Here is a 17,727-nt window from a genome sequence, read left to right on the forward strand (position 1 = left end):
CCGCGTTCGATCGCACAGCACACCCTCGCACAAACTGGGAAGTGATTTGGCCGGGGCGGTCGCGTGATTCCCGGCCGGCTTAACTCTCCATCGCTCACAGTTTGGAGCTTGTCGATTCGGCCTTGATTTTGTCATATTCTGACACAGTTTGAGAACGGCCGAACATATCCGGCAAAAAAATTCACGTCGGAATTCGTTAAAAAAGCGGTCAGCCAACCGTCGGTCGCGTGTCGAAACAACACGAGGACAGCCCCATGGAAGCCATGGCCAAAGGCCTAGAAACCTTGACGAAATTGTAATTCTTAACGAAATATCATGAGCTTGCCTCAACTTAACGCAGGTGCGAAAGATTTGTTGCGATGCGATATTTCTCTGGACACCATTACACAATTGTCGCATTTTTCCGTTTTAGTAGGGTTACCTACACCTGAGTGCAGCCCTGGTCACAGGGCAAACCATTGATCGCCTATTGCCGCCGCGCCCCTCGAAGACAACAGAGTACGATCCTTGAGCATCACGGAATTAAACAACACCATTTCGACTGATTCCTTCCGGCCGAGCCGCCGCCAGCAGCCGAGCTTGAAGATTCAGAGCCCTGTTATCCATAGCGATGCCTCCCAGGCGCCGTGGATGGACCTCGCCCTGAAGCGGGCGTTCGACATAGTTTCGTCGTTGAGCGCCCTCCTCGTCCTCGCTCCTTTCCTTCTCCTTATAGCCCTGCTGATCAAGCTCGACAGCCCGGGACCGGTGCTGTTCAAGCAGACCCGCTGGGGTAAGAACTGCAAGGCCATCAAGGTCTACAAGTTCCGTTCAATGCGCACCGATCTTTGCGATGTCTCGGGCGTTGCCCAGACGGTGAAGAACGACCCGCGCATCACCCGCATCGGCGCTATTCTGCGCCGCACGAATATCGATGAGTTGCCGCAGCTGTTGAACGTGCTGTTGGGCGACATGTCGGTCGTCGGTCCTCGCTGCCATGCAATCGGCATGCGCGCCGGCGGCATGCTCTATGAAGAGCTCGTACCCGAATATCATCAGCGCCACGCGATGCGCCCCGGCATGACCGGTCTTGCCCAGATGCGTGGCCTGCGCGGTCCGACCGATCGTCCCGCCAAGGCGCGCGCCCGCATCGCTTGTGATCTTTATTATGTCGGGAATTTCTCGATTTTGATGGATATGCGCATTATCGCCGGGACCGTCGTATCCGAACTGACCGGCGGAAAAGGTTTCTAAGCTTTTTGTGAGAAAGGACCGGCTGCCTCAGGGCGGCCGGTGCCGTTCTGGCGATCTCCTGCGTGCGGTTGACCGTATATGGCTTGGACATCGCGCTCTTCAGATAACCATCGACGGCGTCCGACGAGAGATCGAGAATGATCGTAATCTCATCGCTGCTCGCGCGTTTCGCTGACAACGCAGCTCTTCGAGCTGGCGCCGGCTAGACGTTTCCGGCGAGCCATCTTCCGGATTGCGGTTAGTGAGAGGCGGTCCAGAATCTCACGCAGCCATAGCGCATTGCCACAGAGTGCTCCCGTGCCCACATCGCCGCCCGAGTAGCGAAAATGTACTTGCTTCCGGTGAGTGTCGTGCAATGCGAAGGGATGTTCAGGCCGGACACCTGGAAGAGCGCGTCGAGGCGGCAATTTTCCTGATCGGCAGCACCGCCCGCAATCGATCCATCCTCGCAGAAGATCGGCGGAACCGTACGCTTCATCGGCGTCACCGGTCTGATGCCATAGAAGAGATCGACGTGCTCGTGAGAGCCGGCAGGATTTTTTTCGCTCGTTCACCGGCCACTCTGGCACGTAAATTTGTTATCAAAGTCTTACGTTGGGCTTAGGCAATTTTTAAATGTGGCAGGCTAGAGTGGCGCTCGTGGTCTTGCGTTGTGTAGAGAGTCCAATGACCGAAATGATACGTCCCCGAGTGAAATATGTCATCGGCCCCGATGGCAGCCCCCTGACCATCGCGGACCTTCCGCCGCCCAATACGCGGCGCTGGGTAATCCGCCGCAAGGCAGAGGTTGTCGCGGCTGTTCGCGGTGGCCTGTTGAGCTTGGAAGAGGCCTGCGAGCGTTACACGCTCACGGTCGAAGAATTCCTTTCCTGGCAGTCGTCGATCAACAGCCACGGCCTCGCCGGGCTGCGCACCACCCGCATCCAGCAGTATCGCCACTGATCACGCGCCATTCGTCGCCACTTATTTCGGGCCGGACGCATCTCCCATCAGGGAATGAAGAAGGCCCGAAATCATTGACGAGGCCGCGTAGCACCAGAGGCCGGGCTGCGTGAAGGCATCCGCCAACCCCGTTGTCTTCGCCGCAGCAATGACGATCGCGACCAGCAACACGTCCATCATTGACCACTTGGACAGATGCGGCACGACGCGACGATAGAAGAGGCTCCCGGCCCCGCTGCCGGCAGCCGTCGCTTCCGCCGCAATCCCGATCATCTTCAGAAACGGAAGCACGATCGAGACCAGCGCGACGATCAGCGCCAGCAGCCTATCTCCGCCTTGCCAGAGCGAGACGACGACTTCGATGAGCGACGGAGTCTGATCGAAGAAGTACAGCGTCTCGAAACGGACCAGCGGCAAGATCAGACCGAGCGCCAGGAGGAACGGCGCTGCTACGAGAAGAGCAGGGCGGACGATCGAAAGCGCGCTCATTCCCAAAGACCTCGCGCCGATCCGACATTTTTCATGAACACTGCGTCTCCCTGAGGAACTGTTCCACCCGCTTGGCACGACCGCGCCGCCGTGTCACCGTCGGCTGCGATAAATATCTGTGTACGAGGAAAGACGATGGATATCCGAAATGAGGAAGGCGCATCCGGCGGCCGTTATGCCGTGGATGTCGAGGGGCACGAGGCGGAGATGACCTATTCACGTGCGTCGCCGAAGCTCGTCATCATCGATCACACGGCCGTTCCCGACGCTTTACGTGGCAAGGGTGTCGGCCAGGCATTGGCGCTTCACGGGGTGGAAGCGGCCCGCGCCGGCGGTTGGAAGATCATTCCGCTCTGCCCGTTCTTCAAGGCGCAGGCAGAACGTCATCCGGAATGGCAAGATGTCGTGAACTGATTCGCGACGCTTGAAGCGGTCGTCGCGTGGAGCGGCGGCGTGCGGACGCAAAACAAGGGAAACACCAAAAGCCATGTATGACGGACGGCACGCCCAGTCATACATGGCTTCTCTCTGGCGATTCCCGGGGCGCCGACGCCGGCGCCCGCATTTTCTCTTAGGCCCTGGCGGCGCGGGCGCCGCTGTCACGTTCTTCCAGCGCCGTCGCCCTTGCAAATTCCGCCTGCATCTCCTCAAGCGCCAATTCCAGCGCCTCTTCCTGCATCTTCAGTTCCTTGATTGAAACCTGCAGGTTGTCGGCCCGCTGACGCGCGGCCTTGGCGAAGGTCGGATAAGCAAAGTGATTCGGGTCGGATATACCGGACTTCTTTTCCTCGACGACGATCTGGCTCTCCAGATCCTTCGTCATCCGTTCGAATTCGGACATCATCATCTGCAATTGCTGCAATTGACGTCGTTTTTCGTTCACCTGAAACTCTTTCAGGCGAACGAGACTTTCTCGCGACTTCATACGCATTACTCCCGTGATGCGAGACCCCGGCTCAACTTGAAACCGCCCTGCGCGCCGCTTTGACACGGTTTGCTAAAAAATTTCCTGCGATATTAACAAAAACCTACCGCTGGTAACCTTTCGTTTACGGGCATCGTTAATGATAGGCCCGATGATTTAAGGGTCGGTAAATGCCACGGCATGAAGTTCGAACCTTTTCATTGGCGAGTCGGATGAATCACTTAGCGCTGTTTCCTAATGTTGAAGTTGAGGAACGCCTTTTTGAGATTCCTATTGGAAAACAGAGAAATGGAAAAATTATTTAATAAATTCGATACTCCTTGCCAGAGTGAATTAGAATTTGTTAACCATTTCGTGGCAGCTTCCAAATCACGTAGCTTGTTCGGGTAGCGTGTTGGGGGCCAGACCACCTTTCGGCGGCGGTAAAGGGGATAATTATGCGGGTACTTCTAATCGAGGATGACAGCGCTACGGCGCAGAGCATCGAATTGATGCTCAAATCAGAGAGTTTTAATGTTTACACCACCGATCTCGGTGAAGAAGGCGTCGATCTGGGCAAGCTGTATGATTACGACATCATCCTTCTCGATCTGAACCTGCCCGACATGTCCGGATATGAAGTGCTCCGCACTCTCCGGCTTTCCAAGGTCAAGACACCGATCCTCATTCTGTCGGGCATGGCAGGCATCGAGGACAAGGTTCGCGGCCTCGGCTTCGGCGCCGACGACTACATGACCAAGCCGTTCCACAAGGACGAACTGGTCGCACGCATCCACGCTATCGTTCGCCGCTCCAAGGGTCACGCCCAGTCGGTCATCATGACCGGCGAGTTGATCGTCAATCTTGACGCCAAGACCGTCGAAGTCGGAGGCCAGCGCGTCCACCTGACGGGCAAGGAATATCAGATGCTGGAGCTGCTGTCGCTTCGCAAGGGCACCACGCTCACCAAGGAAATGTTCCTGAACCACCTTTACGGCGGTATGGACGAGCCGGAACTTAAGATCATCGACGTCTTCATCTGCAAGCTGCGCAAGAAGCTCGCCAACGCCGCCGGCGGCGCCAACTACATCGAAACCGTTTGGGGCCGTGGTTACGTTCTTCGCGAGCCGGATGGCACGGAATATGCGGAAACCGCTTGATCTTCCGATCCCCCTTATCGGATGATGAAATCCCGCCCTTTCGGCGGGATTTTTCGTTTGTACCGCCGGCGCTGCCGTCGCATTAGAGGAAGCCCGCTTGATCTGGTCGAATAGGCTGTTGTCAAGGAAAAGCGCAGCGTCAGCCGGAGCCCGGCGGCGCTTTCGGCACTATGCTCAGGGACTGCCGATGCGGCCGGGAAGAAAGCTGCTGTCAGGCAGCAATCGCGCGGTTTCCGAAAACCGCGGTTAGGATCTTACGATCGAACGGCTTCAGCAGGAAATCGGTGGCGCCGGCTCGTTTACCCGCCATCAGCTTCTTTAGATCCGCCTCGATAACGCAGTAATAGATCTTGACCTCTTTGCCGCCGTCCATGGCGCGGATGGCCGCGATGAGCTCGAGCGCACCTTCCATGCCGGAATCGACGATCAGGTATTCCGGCAACTCTGTCTGGCAGCGCTGCAGCGCCTCGGCGGCATTGGAGGCCTCGCTGACGAGAAAGTCGAGTTCGGAGAGAATGCGCTTGCCGACCTTACGGACAATATCCGAATTATCGGTGATCATGAACCTTTGCATGACTACTCCTTTCCCCGCATTCGTCGTAACGAGGGGTCTTCCACAACCTAAGAGAATAGGTCCATCAGGCTAAGGAATCGTTACCAGACGGGCGAGTGCATGCTGCTGCACCCGAAAATCAGACCGCAGCAACCGTCGCCGTAAACACCAGTTCGTCCGGGCTTGCGCTGTGGTCAAGCGTCATTCCGCACTCCTCGGCCAGAAGCACGGCGTAGTACGGCTGGATCGAATGGGCGTCGATCGCTTCCTCGATCGTGCCCGTCGATATCTCGACGAATTTCGGCGGCAGACGCATCAACTTGCCTTTCGCCGTCAGCGTGAACTTGGCGTCGAATTCGGGATTTTCGAGCGTTACCTCGAGCACCCCGCCGCGCGGAATCGCCGAATAGGCGACGAGGAAGAGGTTGAGCAGCAGCTTGACGCGGTTCTTGGCGACGATGGCACGCGGTCCATTCCAGATCACCTCGGTCTTCTTCTCGGCGAGTGCAAAATCCTTCGCGGCCCGCTCGGCCTCGCCGGTATCGATCGAGGCGCCGACGGAACCGGAGGCGCCGAAGGCGAGGCGCGCGAATTTCAAACGGACCGAGGCGTTGAGCGCACTGGTGCGGATCAGATCCATTGCATCGGAATCAGCGCCGCCTTCATCCAAGAGTTCCAGGCCGTTGTTGATCGCGCCGACGGGCGAGATGACGTCGTGGCAAACGCGGCTGCAGAGAAGCGCGGCCAGATCCGGGCCGGACAGGGTGAGGTTCGGGTTCTTGGACATCATCGTCTCCTGAAAGGCGGCAATCTCATCGCGCCCGCAAATATGCTTCATCAAAATTGCGCGAAGTTTGCGATCGTATTCGGTGCCATAATGACACCATATTTGGTAAACCGATTGTTAAGATCATCGGCGCAAAATGCAGCAATCGACGCGAGCGGGTGCCCGCTCCAGCCAAACGACGAACGGATGACATCATGCGCCCTCGATTTCCGCACCGATTCATTGGCTTCTGGAGGTTGCTTTCGGCCCTCGTCTTCTCCTCGCTGGTGATTGCCGCGCCGGCCGCCGCCCAGAACAACGGGCAGTATACGATGCAGGAAATCATCGATACCGGCCACTCCTTCTTCGGCTCCGCCAGTGGCGGCCTTGCCAAGGTGGTCGAGAGCGCCTTCCAGAAATACGGCCTGCCGAACGGTTATATTCTCGGGCAGGAAGGCGGCGGCGCCTTCATCGCCGGTCTCACCTACGGCGAGGGCCAACTCAACACCAAGAACGCCGGCGAGCATCCGCTCTACTGGCAGGGCCCGTCTCTCGGCATCGATTACGGCGGCCAGGGTTCGCGCGTCATGATGCTGGTTTACGACCTGCCCTCCATCGACGGCATCTATGCCCGCTTCGGCGGCGTCAGCGGCTCGGCCTATGTGATCGCCGGCTTCGGCATGACGGTGCTGAAAAACAATGACGTGCTGGTTGTGCCGATCCGCACCGGCGTCGGCGCCCGCCTCGGGGTCAATGTGGGTTATCTCAAGATCACCCAAGCGCCGACCTGGAACCCCTTCTGAGGCCGTAAAGCGGCAGGAATCGGCAGGCGCCGGCATCGGCGGCCTTGCCATGCGTGCCATGCCTCTTTAATCATCGCGGCTGACCCCGCATTAACTGTCGAACCGATGGTCGCGCCGTGATCGAATACGCTCTCTTGTTCGGATTGGGCTTCCTGACTGCGGCCTTCCTCGTCTTTCTGGTTTCACCGGCCGTTCACCGCCGCATTGTCTGGTATACCGAGAACCGCCTGAAGGCGACAATGCCCCTGAGCCCGCAGGAGGTTCGCGCCCAGAAGGATATGGTGCGCGCGCTTCATGCCGCCGAAAATGCCCGCACCACCCAGGACCTTCTGCGTGAGCGCGAGAAATCCCTGTCTCTCCAGCTGCGCCACGACGCGCTCGCCGTCGATGCCGGCAGGCTCGCCGCCGAGATTGGCGAATTGCAGGCCCAGATCGGCGAGATGCACGTCGAGGCGGCCGAGCAGCGCTCGCACCTGCGCAAGGATGAGAGCTATATCAGCCAGCTGAAGACCAATCTGCATATTGCCGAACAATCCGCCGCCAACAAGGAGGCCGAACTGACGGCAATGCGGACGCGGCTGAGCAAACTCAGCGAACAGGCCGACGGGCTGAGAATCGATCTCGCCGCGCGTGAGACCGAAGCGGAAAGCCTGAAATTCCGCGCCAACGCGCTGCGCGACGAACGCGACACCTTGCGCCAGGACGTCAACTTGCTGCAGAAGCGGGCTAGGGATGTCGAGCAGAAACTGACGCAGCAGCAGCATTTGGTGATCCGCCTGGAGGACAAGGCTGCGCGCGAAAGTGCTTCCGCCTCCGAGAAGGAAACGCAGCTCGCCCGCCGTCAGCAGGAGATCGCCAAGTTGAAGGAGCAGTTGAAAGCCGCCAATGCCGAGATCCGCAAGATCAACCGGGTGCTGCGCGACGCCGGCCTGGCCAAGATAGCTGCGGAACTACCGACGGAACTGACAGTCGAAGACACGACCACATCCGTGCTCGACATGGCCGCTGTGGCGGCTGAGATAGGCGAGGATGTCCGCAAGCGCAGCGCCGCCCTTGCCGAACGCTTGCAGAAGGCAAAATCCGTCACCGGACGCGATGGCGCGATCCGCGAGGAGATCGCCTCGATCGCCGCCAACATGGTGGCGCTGACCGCACTCAACGAAGGCCCTTCGTCGCCGATCCGCGCGCTACTGCCGGATGCCGGCAACAAAAATCCGAGCGATCGCGTCAGTCTTGCAGACAGGGCGGCCGCCATCATCGCCAATCCGCTGCGTTAAAGCTCATAGCCGCCCCATGGCGGAGGCCATGGAAAACAATGCGATCCCTGTCGCAGTTGCCGCGTTGAGACTATCGAGCTCGTCCGATTGGGGAATGCGCGCGCTCTGAAAACGCGCCAGCAGCGCCTCCGGCAAGCCCTCCCCCTCCGTGCCGATGACGAGCGCCATGCGTGCCGCAGCGGGAATGGCGCGGATGTCGGTCTTTCCGTGCGGCGAAAGCGTCCAGATGGCAAAGCCCCGTTGGGCAAGCGTCAGGAGCAGGTCCAGCGCCTTGCCGCCGCGCCGGTGCGGAACGCTAAGCACCGAGCCGACCGACACACGTAACGCCTTGCGATAGAGCGGATCGCAGCAGGTTTCGTCGAGCAACACGGCATCTGCCCGGAAGGCAGCAGCATTGCGAAACATCGAGCCGGCATTGTCGTGGTTGGAAATGCCGCAGCCGACCAGCACCAGCGCCCGTTCCGGCAATGCGTCGAGAAGTGCCGCCTCGCCACAGTCCTCTCGCTTTCCAAGGGCGAGAACGCCGCGATGCAGATGAAAGCCGACGACAGCGTCGAGCACTTCGGCCTCGGCGACATAAACCGGCACACTAGCCGGAAACCGTTCCAGGATGGATTGCAGGCCGTCGACGCGATTGCGCAGCAGCAGGATTTTCTCGGCCGAGAAGCCGCGACGTGCCGCATGCGCCTCGGCGAGCATGCGCAGCACGACAGTGCCTTCGGCGATAAAGCGGTTTTCCCGGCCCGTCAGGTCACGCTCTCTTATATCGCGAAACTCGGCGATGCGTGGATCGTTGGCGCTGTCGATGACGATCGGGGCGACCATCCCGCCTCAATTTCCCCCGACGGTGACGTCGGCGACCGTGCGGCCGGTCCTCAGATCGAATACCAGGGCCTTCCTCGTGCCTTCAACCGTTTCTCCATAGAACAGCATCTGTCCCGCCGAAAACGAGGTGGACTGCACCTTGAACCCGATAGGCAGGGAGAGGCTCGCCGCAAGCGGTGCATCCGCAGGCACGCCGGAGGCTGCGGCAGCGGACGCGGTCTCCTTGGGCTCGCGCATCGTCTTGTAGACAACAGCGCCGAAGACCGCCATAAGGCTGACGAACATGATGGCGCCGGAAACAATCTGCAGGCGGACCATCTTGCGCCGGACACTTTCCATCGCCGGATCAAGGGGCTTCTCTTCCTGGTCGTCTGGCTCGATTGCTGTCATCTGTGCGTTCCGTTCTAAAAATGCGTCGGAGAAGAAGCGTCTTGAGCGACCCCTTTAAACAAGCAGCCGGCATTAGAAAAGTCCTGACCGCCGATGAAACCGCCGAAGGCCGGCTCGACGCCTGGCTGACGGCGCAGGTCGGTGAGGATTTTTCCCGTAGCCGCATCAAGGCGCTGATCAAGGAGGGGCTGGTTTCTTTGAGAGGCGAGCAGGTTACCGATCCGCAGCGCAAGGTGCGCGTCGGCGACAGTTTCGAGATCACCCTGCCCGAGCCTGAAGACCCGACCCCAAAGGGCGAAGATATCCCGCTCGACATCCTGCATGAAGACGATGACCTTATCGTCATATCGAAACCGGCAGGTCTGGTCGTCCATCCCGGCTCTGGCAACTGGACAGGAACGCTGGTCAACGCGCTGATCCATCATTGCGGCGATACGCTCTCAGGCATCGGCGGCGTGCGCCGCCCCGGCATTGTCCATCGTCTCGACAAGGACACGACAGGCGTTATGGTCGTCGCCAAGAACGACGTCGCCCATCGCCACCTCTCGCTTCAATTTGCCGACCACGGCCGCACCATGCCGCTGGAGCGGGCCTATCGGGCAGTCGTCTGGGGCCGTCCCCGCACTCTGTCGGGAACAATCGATGCGCCTCTCGGCCGCGCCACCGGCGACCGCACCCGCCGGGCCGTCAAGCGCCCCGACAGCCAGGATGCGGACGCGGCGATCACCCACTACGAAGTAATCGAGCGCTTCCAGGAAAACCCTGACGCGACCGCGCTCGCTTCGCTGGTCGAGTGCCACTTGGAAACCGGTCGCACCCATCAGATCCGCGTGCACATGGCCCATATCGGTCATCCGCTCGTTGGCGACACCGTTTATGGCGCCGGCTTCAGGACCAAGGCCAATCTTCTGCCCGAAGAAATCCGCAAGATCGTCAACGGTTTCGGCCGTCAGGCACTGCATGCCTTCATGCTGCAATTCGAGCATCCCCGCACCGGCGAACTCATGCATTTCGAGGTACCGCTGCCGGACGATATGATGAAGCTGGTCGAAGCTTTGCGACGATAAAGGCGGTCCGGGATACCGCTCTCGCCGCCTCACACCTGCGTGAGCAGCACCTTGAACCGCCGTTTCGCCATACTTATCTGTATATAGACTTAGTGCGGGCTTGGAACAAAAGCCGCACGTCCCGGTTCGCCTTTTAACGCGGGGGCGCGTTTCCATCGGGAACCGGAATTCACTTTAGGAGGGTGCAATATGGCCCGAAATACCTTGCCGTCCATTACCGCCGGCGAAGCCGGTCTCAACCGTTATCTGGACGAAATCCGCAAGTTCCCCATGCTGGAGCCGCAGCAGGAATATATGCTGGCCAAGCGTTATGCCGAGCATGGCGACCGCGACGCTGCCCATAAGCTCGTCACCAGCCATCTTCGCCTCGTCGCGAAGATCGCGATGGGCTATCGCGGCTACGGCCTGCCGATTGGCGAAGTCGTCTCCGAAGGCAACGTCGGTCTGATGCAGGCCGTCAAGAAATTCGATCCCGAACGCGGCTTCCGCCTCGCCACCTACGCCATGTGGTGGATCAAGGCCTCGATCCAGGAATATATCCTGCGGTCGTGGTCGCTGGTGAAAATGGGCACGACGGCCAACCAGAAGCGCCTGTTCTTCAACCTGCGCCGGCTGAAGGGCCGCATCCAGGCGATCGACGACGGCGACCTGAAGCCGGAGCACGTCTCGGAAATCGCCACCAAGCTGAACGTCTCGGAGGAGGAGGTCATCTCGATGAACCGCCGTCTCTCCGGCGACGCTTCGCTGAACGCGCCGATCAAGGCGGCCGAAGGCGACAGCGGTCAATGGCAGGACTGGCTTGTGGACGACCACGACAGTCAGGAAGACGTGCTGATCGAACAGGATGAGCTCGAAACCCGCCGGCGCATGCTGGCGAAAGCGATGAGTGTTCTGAACGAACGCGAGCGCCGCATCTTCGAAGCCCGCCGCCTTGCCGAGGATCCGGTGACGCTGGAGGATCTCTCGGCCGAGTTCGACATCAGTCGCGAACGCGTCCGCCAGATCGAAGTCCGCGCCTTTGAAAAGGTGCAGGATGCTGTCCGTAAGGAAGCGCTGGAACGCGCCAAGGCCATTCGCGTCGTCGAAGCCACGGCCTGATAGAACTGAACTGACAGTTGGAAACGCCACCTTCCGGATGCGGGAGGTGGCGTTTTTGTTTTGTGGCGGGCGATGCCGGCAGGAAGGACGTTGAAGGGCGTGCCGTGCAGCCCCCTCATCCGACTCTTCGGGCCACCTTCTCCCTCTGGGGAGAAGAGGAGAAGCAAGCTGCTCGCCCTCATTTCCAAAAGGAATGCATTAAGCAGACAGGATGCTGCCACGACTCCCTTCTCCCCCGCGGCGAGGTGCCGGCAGGCGGATGAGAGGGGCCGGTGGCACAACGCACTGAGAACCCACTCACTGGCTCGTCGAGACATCCCCGAGTGCAGTCCATTCCTTGATGGCTGTATTGAAGGCATCCGTTCCCGTACCACCCTTCTCCATCGTCAGCAGCGCACGGCGGCCGTTGCGGTAGGTGATCGGAATATCGATCCAGTTGCGGGTCGACAGCAGATCGAGATTGGCCTTGCGCGCATCGGGATAGTCGTTGAGCGCGATCATGTGAAAATCATCCGTGATCTTGGCCGGAACCGCGATCAGCGCATCGCCGCGATCCTGCTCGGTGCGCTTCATCGAGATGCGCTGGACGCTTTCGATGCTGCCGCCTTCAAAATTGGGCGGCACCGAAAAGACGATCTCGACGAGATGGCTCGCCGGAAGCGACGGATCGGAATTGCGCTTGAAGGTGACGAGAGCCGAGAGGTTGCGCTCGGGAACGGTGACATTGCCTTGTACCGTCGCCTCCTGCCGGCCTTCCTGGCCAGCCTCGTGCTGGACGGTCCAGACGACCGTTCCCTCGATCGCCGTCGGCGAGCTCTGGCCGATACGCTCCTCATAGAGGAACATTTTTTCCGACGAACCAACCGGCGCAGCCTGCTGCGGCGATGCCGCAGGACCGTTCGGCGTCAGCGTTTCGGGCGGGGCCGCATCGCCTTGCGCACTGGCCGCCGGCGTATCCGCCGCCGCGACGTTCTGCTCGGCCACCGATTTTCCTTCAGCCGTCGGCGTTCCCGGCACCGTCGCCGGGCCGCTGTCGACTTCGGTCCCGTCGGAAAGCAGTCGTTGCGTGAATTTGGAATTGGCCGCCGCGCCGTCATTGTTCAAGGACGCCACTTGCTGGTTAGGCTGTGCCGGCGCCGGCGGCGTATTCTGTGCTTCCGGTGCGGCTGGCTGGGCTGGCGTCGGCGCGGGCTGAGCCGGCGTCTCGGAGCCCGCCGGCGTCGTTGCCGCCTCGTTCCTCGTAGCCTGCGACGGTGCCGAACTGACAAGCCCATCGACCATCGCCACCAGCGCTTCTCTGTTCACCCAGCCGGCATAGGCGCCGCCACCGATCAGGATAAGCGCAAAGAGAAGAGTAATGATCGTGCCGATGCCGAAGCGGCGGCGCTTCGGTTCCATGCGGAAATTCTTGCCCTGCAGCTTCGAGGCGACGATCTGATCGATATCCATCGCCGGGTTGGCGTCGTCATCGTCAGTGGCGATCGGGCCGCGGCGGTCATAGCCGCGCAGCGCCTTCGCTTCGCGCCATGCCTCGCTCGGCGCGCCGGCGGGGGGCGTAGGTTTACCGTCGTGCACCTCCGCAAAAATATCAACGTCGTCGAAATGCGAGGACACCGGCGTCTTCTTGTCGGTGCCCGCCTCGATCGGCGGCAGATCGTCGAAGGCAGCCTTCTCCCAGGAAAAAGCTTCCTTAGCGGCCGGCATGACAGCGGCGGGCGCCATTTTTTCGAGGCTCGATATCACGTCTTCGAAGGCACGCGCCGAAGCGTCGGCGGTAACCGGCACCGTTTCCGAATATTGCCGGAGCTCCTCTTCGGCCCATTCGGTCTCCGCATCCTTGGGCGCCGGAGCCGGCGTCTCGACGGCAGGCTCGGCCCAGACAGGATCGAAATGTCCCGCAGCATCCGCCTGCAGCGGCTCCTCGCGGCTGTGTTCGACGAATTCCTGGGCACGATTGAAATCGGCGACCGGCTCCACGAGCCGGTTGGATGCATGCTCTAGGCCGCGTGTGATCGGCTGAAACGACTCGATGGGCTCGTAAGCCGCCTCGGCCTTGGGCTCATGGCTTTCCGCCATCGCCGGTTCGGCCGCGATCTCCTCGCCCTCCACGGGATGCTCTTCATCGGCACGATGCTCGTCGGCTTCCTCGTAGGAATGATCGGCAGGTGGCGTTTCGAAGCCGTGATGTTCCGGCTGCATTTCTTCGGAGGCGACGTCACGCGCCTCGCCGGCATGCCATTCCTCGGCCGGAGCCTCCTCCTCATGCGAGGGATGCCAATAGGTCTCGACGGGTGCAGCTGTCTCAGCGGAAACAGGTGTTTGTTCGGGCTCAGGTTCGGCGAAAGGGGCTTCCTCGGCCGCGACCTCTTCCTCAGTTTCCTGCAGTGTGTCGGCTTCCAAGTGATCGGGCTCGTGGACGGCCTCGGCCGTCGGCGATACCGCATCGACTTCACCGGTCGGCTCGCCCACAGCCGCCTGGGGCGTAGGCGGCAAGGTGCTTTCGTCAGGAACCGCTTGTTCTTCCAAGGTTTCCGGCGCAGCACCGGCGCCGACCGTCTCCTCGAGGGGCAGCGCTTCGGAGTGTTCAGCCTCCACTTCGCGGATGGCGGCCTCGAGCTTTTCGAGCTGGCGTTGCAGCATGGCTTCCGGCGGACGCGGCTTCATGTTCTCGAGCTGCCGCTGCACTGCGCCGCGAGCACGTTCGTAGACTTTCACCCGCATCTCGGGGGTGTTTTCAGCCAGGCCGTCGACGGCCCGCCGAATAACTGCAATAAAATCCGCCATTCTTACTTTCTCAAGAAGTCCGGCCTTCTGCCGAACTGTCCTCCACAGTGGGCCGTGACCTTAATCCTCAAACGGATCGGTCACAAGTATCGTGTCGTCCCGCTCCGGGCTGGTGGAAAGGAGCGCGACCGGCGCCCCGATCAGTTCCTCGACTTGGCGAACATATTTGATCGCCTGTGCCGGAAGATCCGCCCAGCTGCGGGCGCCGACGGTCGATTCCTTCCATCCCTCAAGCGTGACATAGATCGGTTCGACCCGAGCTTGCGCTCCCTGGCTTGCGGGAAGATGATCAATCTGTTCGCCGTCGAGCATATAACCGACGCAGATCTTCAGTTCCTCGAGACCGTCGAGCACATCGAGCTTCGTAAGCGCGATGCCAGTAATGCCGTTGGTCGCAACCGACTGACGCACCAGTGCCGCGTCAAACCAGCCGCAGCGGCGCTTGCGCCCTGTCACGGTACCGAACTCATGCCCCTTCTCACCCAGGAACTGGCCAATTTCGTCGGTCAGCTCCGTCGGGAACGGGCCTTCGCCGACGCGTGTCGTATAGGCCTTGGTGATGCCGAGGATATAGCCGAGCGAGCCTGGCCCCATGCCGGAACCGGCCGCCGCCTGGCCGGCCACGGTGTTGGAGGAGGTCACGAAAGGATAGGTGCCGTGATCGATGTCGAGCAGGCTGCCCTGCGCACCTTCGAACAGGATGCGGGCGCCCTTGCGGCGCTCCCTATCAAGCAAAAGCCAGACCGTGTCGCGGAACGGCAGCACCCGATCGGCGATCGAGGTGAGCTCGTCCATGATCGCCTGGTGGCTGATCTCGGCGACGCCGAGGCCGCGGCGAAGCGCATTGTGATGCGTCAGGATACGGTCGACCTTGCCGGAAAGACTGTCGAGATCGGCGAGATCCATGACCCGGATGGCGCGGCGGCCGACCTTGTCCTCATAGGCCGGACCGATGCCGCGGCGCGTCGTGCCAATCTTGGTGCCGCTGTTGGACGCGGCATCCTCGCGCATCGCGTCGAGCTCGCGATGCAGCGACAGGATGAGCGTCGCATTGTCGGCGATGCGCAGATTGTCAGGCGTAACCGTCACGCCCTGCGCCTCCAGTCGGCCGATCTCAGCGATCAGCGCATGCGGATCGACGACGACGCCGTTGCCGATCACCGCCATCTTGCCGGGACGCACGACGCCGGAGGGCAACAGCGAGAGCTTATAGCTCGTGCCGTCGATGACGAGCGTATGGCCGGCATTGTGGCCGCCCTGATAGCGCACGACAATATCCGCACGTTCCGAAAGCCAATCGACAATCTTGCCCTTGCCTTCGTCACCCCATTGCGAACCGACCACGACTACGTTCGTCATCCAACTCTTCCTGTTACCGGCGGAAAACCGCGCACCTGCTCAAACCCGCGCATCTATAAAGCTTTGTTTTTGGGAAAGCGACCCTGTTGTCACAGACGATTGGGCTTTTTACGTGACAAATCAGCAGCCGGCAGTCTATTTCCCCTGGGAAAAATCCGAACTTCGATCGCAAGAAGACGAGGAAGAACGCTCTTGCAAGCCACGGCCTATATCTGCCTCGTCATCGCCACCCTCTGCTGGGGCGGCAACTCCGTCGCCGGCAAACTCGCGGTCGGCCATATCAGCCCAATGATGCTGACCTTTCTGCGCTGGTTCCTCGCCGTCGCGTTCATCGCCATTATATCTGTGCCGCAACTGAAGAAGGATTGGCCTGTGGCGAGGAAAAACCTGCCGCTGCTTCTTTGCTACGGCGCCATTGGCTATACACTCTTCAACGCCATGCTCTATTCGGCGGTGCAATATACAACGGCGATCAACGTCGCCATCGAGCAAGCCGGCATTCCGATGCTGATCTTCCTGTTGAATTTTTTCTTTTTCCGCACTGGCATCTCGCTGGCGCAATGTCTCGGCTTCGGCATGACGCTGATGGGCGTGGCGCTGACCGCCGCCCATGGCGACCTCGCCACGCTGCTGCAGCTGCAGCTTAACCGCGGCGACGGGCTGATGCTGATCGCTATTGCCGCCTATTCGCTCTACACGATTTTCCTGCGCTGGAAACCGCCGGTCGACTGGCGCACGCTAATGGCCTTCCCCGCCCTCGCCGCCATGCTGACCTCGCTGCCGCTGCTTCTCTGGGAGATCGGCCGCGGCGCTGCGCAGTGGCCTGACCAGGCCGGCTGGAGCATCACCTTCTATACCGCGATCTTTCCCTCATTGCTGGCGCAGATCCTTTATATCAAAGGCGTTGAGGCTATTGGCGCCAACCGCGCCGGTCTCTTCATCAATCTCGTGCCGGTATTCGGAACACTGCTTTCCGTCGTACTGATCGGAGAAAGGCTTCAGTCCTTCCATATGGTAGCGCTGATGCTGACGCTCGGCGGCATCGCAATCGCCGAAAAGGGCCGGCCGAAAGCGTCCGCTCCAACCGTGCCCGCCTCCCCCGTGGATTAGGCTTAACCAAGCTCCAGCGTCGTCACGCCGAAGACGTGTTTCAGCGGGATCGCCGGGGCGGGTCCTCGATACATCCGCATGGTCTCGAACACCGGCTGAAGACCCATGCCTTCGGCAAGTGCAATCGCCTCGCGATTGTCGGCGGGGATATCGATGAAGATCTGAGCGCCCTTTGCCTCGGGGATCAATCCGGCAAGCAGTGCCGCGGCGCTGTCTGCATCGTTGGCGAAAAGCGGGCCGATCTTGTAGCCCTCGTAACAGCGGCGAATCGTGCCGTAACCGCGGATCTTGTGGCTTTTGCGGACTACGGCCGTACGCCGCCCCTTGCGGCTGGTGCACCAGGCGGCGAGGAAGGCATCCCGCGGCTGCGGAAAGATCGCCGCATCATAACGCTGCAGCCCTTCCAGGCGTGAATCCAGCACCGGCTGCGCGACAAGCGTGGAGGCCGGCAAAGAGGAGGCAACACCGCCGTAACGAATGGTGGAATAGGCGGGCTCGAAGCCGGCCTTGCGATAGTTCCCCTGCTGCGCGGCAACGCCGTCGAGACCGATCGTCCGGCCTTCCGCCGTGGCAATTCCCGCTTCCCAGATCGCCTTGCCGTAACCCTTGCCGCGGAAATCCGGGTGGACGATGTAGAGGCCTAGAAAGGCGAAGCTGTCGCCATATTTGACGACCGAGATCGAGCCGACGGGGACTTCACCGATAGAGCCGACGAAAAATCCCGACGGATCGGCTTCGAGGAATGCAAGCGAATCGTCGAGACCCGGATTCCACCCCTCCTGACGCGCCCATTCGAGCACGAGTTCCAATTCGCCGGGCCGCATCGAACGAACGGCAAATTCCGAATTCATGCGACCTTCCCAGATTGAATGTCCCGCAAGTCGATCCCGCCAACGGCAAAGCAATTTTCAGATCACCGCCACCGATCGCACCGGACGAACGATGGAGAAGCCGCGCCGATGGTCTT

19 protein-coding genes are annotated in these 17,727 nt (G+C 60.6%); 9 read left to right on the forward strand and 10 right to left on the reverse strand.

What is annotated here, in order from left to right:
- The first annotated feature begins 507 nt into the window (after positions 1–507).
- The gene (locus tag AC13QO_RS18820; protein ID WP_285194277.1) at positions 508–1,233 is read left to right on the forward strand and encodes a sugar transferase; all 726 of its coding nucleotides are present in this window, start codon (positions 508–510) and stop codon (positions 1,231–1,233) included.
- A gap of 238 nt (positions 1,234–1,471) precedes the next feature.
- On the opposite strand, the gene AC13QO_RS18825 is transcribed toward AC13QO_RS18820, so the two are convergent.
- A complete protein-coding gene (locus tag AC13QO_RS18825; RefSeq protein ID WP_488541500.1) occupies positions 1,472–1,711 on the reverse strand; it encodes a hypothetical protein in 240 nt (79 codons plus the stop codon).
- A gap of 188 nt (positions 1,712–1,899) precedes the next feature.
- Between AC13QO_RS18825 and sciP the strand changes: the two genes are divergently transcribed.
- Complete coding sequence (gene sciP, locus AC13QO_RS18830) at positions 1,900–2,175, forward strand: CtrA inhibitor SciP (RefSeq protein WP_007533628.1); 276 nt, start codon at positions 1,900–1,902, stop codon at positions 2,173–2,175.
- 21 nt (positions 2,176–2,196) lie between these two features.
- Here sciP and AC13QO_RS18835 read toward each other — a convergent pair whose 3' ends face one another.
- Positions 2,197–2,664 (reverse strand): paraquat-inducible protein A, encoded by a 468-nt coding sequence (locus tag AC13QO_RS18835; RefSeq protein WP_488541501.1) that lies wholly within the window; start codon positions 2,662–2,664, stop codon positions 2,197–2,199.
- A gap of 135 nt (positions 2,665–2,799) precedes the next feature.
- Here AC13QO_RS18835 and AC13QO_RS18840 point away from each other — a divergent pair, with 135 nt between their 5' ends.
- Positions 2,800–3,078 carry a GNAT family N-acetyltransferase gene (locus AC13QO_RS18840; RefSeq protein ID WP_488541502.1) on the forward strand — a complete coding sequence of 93 codons (279 nt, stop codon included), beginning with the start codon at positions 2,800–2,802 and terminating at the stop codon, positions 3,076–3,078.
- Positions 3,079–3,235: 157 nt separating this feature from the next.
- Here AC13QO_RS18840 and AC13QO_RS18845 read toward each other — a convergent pair whose 3' ends face one another.
- Positions 3,236–3,589, reverse strand: a complete 354-nt coding sequence (locus AC13QO_RS18845; protein ID WP_085779199.1) for a flagellar export protein FliJ — start codon at positions 3,587–3,589, stop codon at positions 3,236–3,238.
- 437 nt (positions 3,590–4,026) lie between these two features.
- Here AC13QO_RS18845 and ctrA point away from each other — a divergent pair, with 437 nt between their 5' ends.
- Positions 4,027–4,728 carry a response regulator transcription factor CtrA gene (gene ctrA / locus AC13QO_RS18850; RefSeq protein ID WP_007533606.1) on the forward strand — a complete coding sequence of 234 codons (702 nt, stop codon included), beginning with the start codon at positions 4,027–4,029 and terminating at the stop codon, positions 4,726–4,728.
- A 211-nt stretch (positions 4,729–4,939) separates the two neighbouring features.
- On the opposite strand, the gene AC13QO_RS18855 is transcribed toward ctrA, so the two are convergent.
- Positions 4,940–5,302 carry a response regulator gene (locus tag AC13QO_RS18855; protein WP_285194137.1) on the reverse strand — a complete coding sequence of 121 codons (363 nt, stop codon included), beginning with the start codon at positions 5,300–5,302 and terminating at the stop codon, positions 4,940–4,942.
- Positions 5,303–5,420: 118 nt separating this feature from the next.
- Positions 5,421–6,068, reverse strand: a complete 648-nt coding sequence (gene chpT, locus AC13QO_RS18860; RefSeq protein WP_085780171.1) for a histidine phosphotransferase ChpT — start codon at positions 6,066–6,068, stop codon at positions 5,421–5,423.
- Positions 6,069–6,262: 194 nt separating this feature from the next.
- On the opposite strand from chpT, the gene AC13QO_RS18865 reads away from it, so the two are divergent.
- Both AC13QO_RS18865 and AC13QO_RS18870 read left to right on the forward strand, forming a co-directional pair.
- On the forward strand, positions 6,263–6,850 hold the full coding sequence (locus AC13QO_RS18865) for a DUF1134 domain-containing protein (RefSeq protein WP_285194135.1): 588 nt from the start codon (positions 6,263–6,265) through the stop codon (positions 6,848–6,850).
- A gap of 116 nt (positions 6,851–6,966) precedes the next feature.
- Positions 6,967–8,127, forward strand: coding sequence for a hypothetical protein (locus tag AC13QO_RS18870; RefSeq protein WP_488541503.1), 1,161 nt, complete (start codon positions 6,967–6,969; stop codon positions 8,125–8,127).
- 3 nt (positions 8,128–8,130) lie between these two features.
- Here the strand turns inward: AC13QO_RS18870 and AC13QO_RS18875 are convergent, their stop codons facing one another.
- Both AC13QO_RS18875 and AC13QO_RS18880 read right to left on the reverse strand, forming a co-directional pair.
- Positions 8,131–8,952, reverse strand: coding sequence for a TrmH family RNA methyltransferase (locus tag AC13QO_RS18875; RefSeq protein ID WP_488541504.1), 822 nt, complete (start codon positions 8,950–8,952; stop codon positions 8,131–8,133).
- A gap of 6 nt (positions 8,953–8,958) precedes the next feature.
- Positions 8,959–9,342, reverse strand: a complete 384-nt coding sequence (locus AC13QO_RS18880) for a hypothetical protein (protein ID WP_488541505.1) — start codon at positions 9,340–9,342, stop codon at positions 8,959–8,961.
- Between the two features lie 41 nt (positions 9,343–9,383).
- Between AC13QO_RS18880 and AC13QO_RS18885 the strand changes: the two genes are divergently transcribed.
- Positions 9,384–10,409 carry an RluA family pseudouridine synthase gene (locus AC13QO_RS18885; RefSeq protein ID WP_285194132.1) on the forward strand — a complete coding sequence of 342 codons (1,026 nt, stop codon included), beginning with the start codon at positions 9,384–9,386 and terminating at the stop codon, positions 10,407–10,409.
- Positions 10,410–10,598: 189 nt separating this feature from the next.
- Positions 10,599–11,507 carry an RNA polymerase sigma factor RpoH gene (gene rpoH, locus AC13QO_RS18890; RefSeq protein ID WP_085779205.1) on the forward strand — a complete coding sequence of 303 codons (909 nt, stop codon included), beginning with the start codon at positions 10,599–10,601 and terminating at the stop codon, positions 11,505–11,507.
- 297 nt (positions 11,508–11,804) lie between these two features.
- On the opposite strand, the gene AC13QO_RS18895 is transcribed toward rpoH, so the two are convergent.
- Entirely contained in the window at positions 11,805–14,291 is a 2,487-nt protein-coding gene (locus AC13QO_RS18895) for a hypothetical protein (RefSeq protein ID WP_488541506.1), read from the reverse strand.
- Positions 14,292–14,351: 60 nt separating this feature from the next.
- Entirely contained in the window at positions 14,352–15,650 is a 1,299-nt protein-coding gene (locus tag AC13QO_RS18900) for an adenylosuccinate synthase (RefSeq protein ID WP_085779207.1), read from the reverse strand.
- A 192-nt stretch (positions 15,651–15,842) separates the two neighbouring features.
- On the opposite strand from AC13QO_RS18900, the gene AC13QO_RS18905 reads away from it, so the two are divergent.
- Positions 15,843–16,760 (forward strand): DMT family transporter, encoded by a 918-nt coding sequence (locus tag AC13QO_RS18905; protein ID WP_183699076.1) that lies wholly within the window; start codon positions 15,843–15,845, stop codon positions 16,758–16,760.
- Positions 16,761–16,762: 2 nt separating this feature from the next.
- On the opposite strand, the gene AC13QO_RS18910 is transcribed toward AC13QO_RS18905, so the two are convergent.
- Entirely contained in the window at positions 16,763–17,611 is an 849-nt protein-coding gene (locus AC13QO_RS18910; RefSeq protein WP_085779209.1) for a GNAT family N-acetyltransferase, read from the reverse strand.
- Positions 17,612–17,727 lie beyond the last annotated feature (116 nt).

The sequence above is a fragment of the Rhizobium sp. CNPSo 3670 genome, from assembly GCF_057784555.1.